The following is a 1723-nucleotide window of genomic DNA, read 5'->3' on the forward strand; positions in this document are numbered from 1 at the left end:
TGGGCGGGAGTGCGGGATCGGCTTCAGCGCGCGTCGCATCCGGGAAAAGAAGTGCGTTAGTGCGTTAGTGCGTGAGTGCGTTTGAACCACCCTGTCATCCTGAGAGAGCCGCCCGGCGAGATGCCGGCGACGCGCGCCATACTCGCTGCGGCGAACGAAGGATCTAGCCGGCGAGGCACGAGGCCTGGGGCGAACGACCAGGCCCGCGCAGTAGATCCTTCGCTACGCGCCACAGGCCTGAGCGCAGGAGAGGTCGGTGAGGCGCGTCGCTCAGGATGACAAATGGAAAACGCACTGACGCACCTGTTTCTGCCGTCATTACACGGAACCCTGATGAATACACGTACCGAGCAGGTAGAAGGACTCATCGCCCGCTTCCCGCACATTCCGCGGGAGGCGGTGCTCAAGGAGGATCTGCTGCGCACCGGGATCGCGTTCGACGACTCGGCGCTCAGCGACAACCTGGAAGGCGAGGTCAAGCCGAAGTCGTACTTCATCTTCTCCTTCGACCAGAAGCCCCTCAAGGAGCTGGGCACCGCCGCCATCCGCCGTCCGCCCGAAGAAGTCGCGCTCACCGGCGGCCCGTGGGAGCTGCGGCGCACCATCGTCTCGGTGCGCACCAACCCGGACTCGCCGTACCGCATCACGCGCGGCGAAACGGGGACGCTGCAGATGTGGCTCGACGGCCGCGTCATCGCCGACGTCGCGCTGCCGCCGATGCCGGAGTACTACCGCCACGGCCTCGCCAACGGCAAGACGGTGATGGAGACGGCGCCCACCATCCAGTGGGGCTACCTCATCTACCTGACCGTGCTGCGCCTCTGCCAGTACTTCGGCGCCAAGGAGGAGTGCCAGTACTGCGACATCAACCACAACTGGCGCCAGCACAAACAGGAAGGCCGCCCCTACACCGGCGTCAAGCCCGTGGACGACGTGCTGGAGGCGCTCGCCATCATCGACCGCTACGACACCGCGCGCGTGTCGCAGGCCTACACGCTCACGGGCGGCTCGGTGACGTCGAAGGTAGACGGGCTGGCCGAGGCGGACTTCTACGGCCGCTACGCGCAGGCCATCGAGGAGCGCTTCCCGGGCCGGTGGATCGGCAAGGTGGTGGCGCAGGCGCTGCCGCGTGAGGACGTGCAGCGCTACTTCGACTACGGCATCCGCATCTACCACCCCAACTACGAGGTGTGGGACAAGCGGCTGTTCGAGATCATCTGCCCCGGCAAGGAGCGGTACGTGGGCCGCGAGGAGTGGCACCGGCGCATCTTCGACGCGGCGGAGGTGTTCGGGCCCCGCTACGTGATCCCCAACTTCGTCGCCGGCGTGGAGATGGCGAAGCCGTTCGGGTTCGCCACCGTCGACGAGGCGATCGCCTCCACAGCGGAGGGCCTCGACCACTTCATGTCGCGCGGGATCACGCCGCGCTTCACCACCTGGTGCCCGGAGCCCTCCACCCCGCTCGGCAAGGACAACCCGGAGGGGGCCCCGCTCGAGTACCACATCCGCCTCCTGGAGGTCTACCGCGAGACGCTGGAGAAGCATGGCCTGAAGCCGCCCCCCGGCTACGGCGTCGCCGGCCCCGGCAACGCCGTCTTCTCCGTCAGCTCCTTCATGGACACCCTGTCGCCCGAAGCGGTGACGGCGGAGGAAGCGGTGGGGGCGGGGACGTGATCGAGGTCTACCGAAAGAAATGGCGCCCGCTGAAGAGCGGGCGCCATTT

At 67.2% G+C, this 1723-nt stretch carries 1 protein-coding gene; it reads left to right on the forward strand.

Going from position 1 to position 1723, the window contains the following annotated elements; all coding sequences use genetic code 11:
• The first annotated feature begins 333 nt into the window (after nt 1-333).
• Nucleotides 334-1674 carry a radical SAM protein gene (locus VF647_21200; protein HEX8454610.1) on the forward strand — a complete coding sequence of 447 codons (1341 nt, stop codon included), beginning with the start codon at nt 334-336 and terminating at the stop codon, nt 1672-1674.
• Nucleotides 1675-1723: the final 49 nt, after the last annotated feature.

This window comes from Longimicrobium sp. (assembly GCA_036387335.1).
Taxonomy (GTDB): domain Bacteria; phylum Gemmatimonadota; class Gemmatimonadetes; order Longimicrobiales; family Longimicrobiaceae; genus Longimicrobium.

Bases quoted from the DNA above. Each gene is read 5' to 3' on its own strand.
- VF647_21200 (HEX8454610.1), top strand. From the start codon at position 334: ATGAATACACGTACCGAGCAGGTAGAAGGACTCATCGCCCGCTTCCCG.